This is a genomic window from Vibrio sp. V12_P9A6T4, from assembly GCF_963874835.1.
Lineage (GTDB): Bacteria > Pseudomonadota > Gammaproteobacteria > Enterobacterales > Vibrionaceae > Vibrio > Vibrio anguillarum.
Genome location: NZ_CAWNJO010000008.1, coordinates 1 through 3698, shown reverse-complemented (window position 1 = coordinate 3698; position 3698 = coordinate 1). Strand labels below are relative to the sequence as shown.

Genomic DNA, 3698 nt, shown 5'->3' with positions numbered 1-3698 from the left:
TCCCACAAGATCAAATTATTATTAAGTAAAGATTAAATTACATAATGTTAATATAGCTATTACTTTTCTGGCTAATCATATGATTTTAATAAAAAGAAGTGCTTTTACACTTCTTTTTATTCATTAATTATTCATAAGTTGCATAGAGCTCAACTTGGCTATTGGCTTGCTGTGCATTAAGCATGAAATGGACATAGCCCGCTTGCGTTACTGGCAGTTCAATATACTCATAGCTATCAGCACGTTTAGACGCTTGGTCAAAATGAGTCAATGTAGGCCAGTGCTCGCTTTCTGCATAAAGATCAACATTGTGGGCTGCCATCTCATCAATAGGCTGGAGCCAAACTTTGACAGTGCTCATTCCCTCTGGTACATAAATCGCTGCATAGCGAGTTTGATGAATACCCAACGTCATTGGCTGACGATTTTCGAGAACAACAGGTGCTAAATCATCACTAGGCTTTTGCGTATTATCGGTAATGGCGTAACTTACTTTCGTATTTAATTCAACACGCTGGTAAGCTTCTCTACCTGTAATACTAAAATAATAGCGACCCGGTAAAACGGTACCATTGGCTTGTTTTTCTAGTGCAATTGTTTCATTACTATGCAGTTCAAAATTTGTTATTTGATAATCATAATAATGCGCAATTTTTTCATAACTTAAATAAAGATCGGCGTCACCATCACCGCTAATATTAATCGACAATTCACTGATATTATCTGGAACATCAATATAATAGAGTTGTTCACTGTACTGCTCACCCGACAAGGTAACACTCTGCCCTAACGCTAAATGATTCATCGTGTCTTCTGGTTGAATTGGCGGCACAGTCGGATCCTCTGGATTACCACTGTCCGCTGTCAAAGTGTCTAACCAAGTTGAAAATTCGCTGTCTAGGCTTTTGCCGATCCGTTTCACTTGCTCAGCCCATGCTTTGAAATCGCCACTACGTGATAGCGCTAGCAGTTGATCCACTTCATTGGGATGGTTTTCCAGCATAAAACGAACCGCTAAATAGCCCCAGCGATAAATTTGATTGGTGTCATTTTGATAAGTAGTGGCTAGCACTTGCGTGAGGCTCAGTTTTTTCTCAGCAATTAAGTCTATCGCCGCTTGGTAGCCTTTTTTATAGTGCATGTATTCAGCGAAGCCTTCCAACCACCACACGATATAGCCTTCACTTAAATTGAGAGAAAACGAACCGTATTGGTTGTAGCGTCCGTCCAAATAATGCACATATTCATGCTCTAAATTGAGAATAGACAACGCCTCATCCTGCGCATATCGATAAGCGACAAAGCGCGCTGTGTTGTTGGCATCAGCCGGGTTGCCTTCAAGGTATTGCCCGCCGTTGTTAGTGGTATTGCCAAACAAGAAGCTGGAATAACTGACATAACTTTCGTTGCTATCAAATACCACCACTTCCACTTGTTGATTGAGATCATCGGCCACGGGCGTGAAACCGGTATTCGCGACGGCATGGAAGTCGGCTTCTTTCTCATTCAAAATTTCACACGCTTGCTCTGCTTGTTGTGGTGTTAAGCCTTGCGAACGGATAATGGCAGGTCCATCACATTGATGACGATTTGGCATGATACGCTGTTCAAGTTGCTGCTTAGCTTGCGTTAAATTAAGCGCTTCCAATGTCTCTGGCGCGTAGTAAGAAAGCATCTCAACCGCAGCAATCCAGAGTTTATCGCTACGTCCACCCAGCGGGTAACGTTCCAATACTTTTTCTAAAATCGCAATGACTCGAGTTTTGGTGTTTGGGTAAGGGCTAACCAGTAAGCGCCCCGTTTCACGCACCGCATTGTACAAAATGAAATCGGCATCGGTTCCTAACGCCCAATCATGCTCAGTGGCAAAACGATACAGTGTCTCCAAATATTCTGGATGGGCTTCAATATGTTGATAAAAATCATCACGCGAAGCATGGCCGCTCATGGATCGAAATAAGTTATTTAAACCATCAACAAACTGCACATCTTGCGCCGTTTGTGGGTTAAAGGCGTCCAATAGCACGATGAAATTCGCCATCGTTGAAGGTAGGCGTTTCACGTTATCGACCATTAACGTTAAGCTCGACATGGCCGCCACTTGTTCACGACCTAAGCTCAAACTATAAGGCGATAACATAAACTGGTTGATCGTATCCGCAATCGCATTACTCAATTGCTCCGAATAATCGCCAAACTCTTGCTTTACACCATAGCGCACATAATAAGCGGCACGGATAAACTCCCCCAAATTAGCAATAGATTTGGCTTGCGCTTCTGTTCCTTGATATTGCGAAACCTCTAACGCCAGCGCTCGGTTAATGCTGTCTATACTATTTTCACTGTATAGACCCAAGATGGCTTTACTATCGGTATAAAACCACGAGTTATAACAGGCTGGTTGTGCATTTTTAATCGCTAAAATTGGCTCTTGTGCTTGGGTGATATCATTAAACTGGCAGGCATCTAATGCATAAGAAAAAGACGGTAATCCTGCTAACGATAATGCCAATAGCAAAGCATTAGGTTTGGGACGAGGGGAATGAATAGATGGAACCGGAGCAATACGCATAGTAACGACTCTCTATAGATCATAGAAATGAATGAGTCGCGATTTATATCAGAATCACATCAACAAAATGAAACTTGATGCACAGAAACCAGGATCTTACTTCAAAAAAGAATTGCTCTCATGAGAGAGCAATCGATTAACCAATAGATCTTATATATCAATACATTACTAATTTTTCCACCACTAACTAAGTGATCGGATACACAGTACATTGAGTGCCAATCACATGAGTAATGGTTTGCGGCTCAATCATTTGCCAACCACTTTCACTATCAAGGGGTTCTGACGCAACCACCATATTATCGCCTTCGCTTTTACTAAACACGGTCGGCGGATTACCATCAGAGCTATAACGCACTAACCAAAAATCTTGCCCATCAGAGATACAAATCGAAGCTTTAAAAGGTGTGACTATCTGTTTCTCCGCCAAAGCCTGCGCAATTTGACCAATCGTGGTCGTAATGGCTTGTACTGGCTGACTGCGTAACCCATTACTCATCATCAATAAAAAAATCAATTCACTATCCGTTGTCCCAACACGCTTGACGTATAGCGATTCCGGTAGCTGCCGTTCTAAGGCGAATTTCACTTTTTCAAACTCACCAATTTGCCCGTTATGTAAAAACATCCAGTGATCCAAAATAAACGGATGACAGTTAGAACGGGAAACCTGCGTTCCGGTGGACGAACGCACATGTGCCATAAAACGGTGAGAACGAATGTGATGCGTTAAGGATCGCAGGTTTTCATCTCCCCAAGCGGGTAAGACTTCATGAAACTGCCCGGGTGTAGTGCGTTCGGTATACCAACCCAGCCCAAACCCATCAGCGTTGACACGGGTGACCGCTTTACGCGCTTCTAAACTTTGGTGCACGAGAGAGTGTTCCGGTTGATAAACCAGTTGATCGAGGTAGATAGGAGTTCCTTGGTAGGCGAGCCAGCGGCACATAATGCAAACATTCCAAAATAATCAGTCACTGATTTCAATAAAGCACGTTTGCTCAATGGCTGCAAGGTGTCCAGGCAACGATACCTTTGCCACTTGGCTCATCAACGCCACAAGTTAATGACTCTTAAATGCAGGCTTAAATGATGAATTATTTATTGAACTAAGATCATCTTTTAG

The 3698-nt window shown here is 42.6% G+C and carries 2 protein-coding genes; both read right to left on the bottom strand.

The window, feature by feature from the left end; translation table 11 throughout:
- Positions 1–127: 127 nt before the first annotated feature.
- Positions 128–2572: a M9 family metallopeptidase gene (locus AACQ42_RS00140; protein WP_094165574.1), complete on the bottom strand. Its 2445-nt coding sequence runs from the start codon at positions 2570–2572 to the stop codon at positions 128–130.
- A 187-nt stretch (positions 2573–2759) separates the two neighbouring features.
- Positions 2760–3521, bottom strand: coding sequence for a class II glutamine amidotransferase (locus tag AACQ42_RS00135; protein ID WP_019282661.1), 762 nt, complete (start codon positions 3519–3521; stop codon positions 2760–2762).
- Positions 3522–3698 lie beyond the last annotated feature (177 nt).

Excerpts from the sequence above, each read along its gene's own strand:
- AACQ42_RS00140 (WP_094165574.1), bottom strand. The coding sequence starts at position 2,572 with ATGCGTATTGCTCCGGTTCCATCTATTCATTCCCCTCGTCCCAAACCT.
- AACQ42_RS00135 (WP_019282661.1), bottom strand. The coding sequence starts at position 3,521 with ATGTGCCGCTGGCTCGCCTACCAAGGAACTCCTATCTACCTCGATCAA.